The organism is Corynebacterium sp. MSK158 (assembly GCF_030229085.1).
In the GTDB taxonomy this organism is placed as follows: Bacteria; Actinomycetota; Actinomycetes; order Mycobacteriales; family Mycobacteriaceae; genus Corynebacterium.
In genome coordinates this window covers 1-511 of record NZ_JASPHJ010000039.1, presented here as the reverse complement: position 1 = coordinate 511, position 511 = coordinate 1, and the positions used below count along the sequence as shown (strand labels likewise).

Sequence of the window (511 nt, the reverse complement as noted above, 5' to 3'; positions counted from 1 at the left end):
CTGTCCACCCGATTGGGCGGGCTATGTTTATTTCCGTTCCCTCCGTCTGAAAGGACAGTAGAACTAGTCGCGGGCTTCGGTATGGCTTATTCCCGCCCCTGTCTGAAAATGATCCGGGGGTGATGCCGCCGAAGACAGTGACATACTCAAACTGCTAATAGGAACCTGACCCAGCCCAGGTGGTATGAGGTCTCACAGTAATGTAGATGCCAGTACTAAGTATGTCCGACCACCCCCAGCGATGAAGCTCAAATAGTCCAACTTCTAATTCATCGCTAGGAGGAACACACCCATGGCCTATGACTTCGTCATTGGCGTAGACGTCGGCAAATACTTCCACCACGCCTGCGTCCTCGATCCCCAAGGCAGACAAGTCCTGCCCAAACGCATCAATCAGCATGAAGGCTCGCTACGCAAGCTCTTCGGCCAATTCCTCGCCGACAACACCTCAGTCCTTGTCATTGTCGATCAACCCAACAACATCAGCCGATTAACCGTCGCAGTCGCCCAA

At 53.2% G+C, this 511-nt stretch carries 1 protein-coding gene; it reads left to right on the top strand.

Translation table 11 applies throughout. The annotated features are described in order from the left end of the window. Positions 1 to 292: 292 nt before the first annotated feature. Positions 293 to 511, top strand: a 219-nt coding sequence (locus QP915_RS11600) for an IS110 family transposase (protein ID WP_284769434.1), incomplete at its 3' end; no start/stop codon positions are given.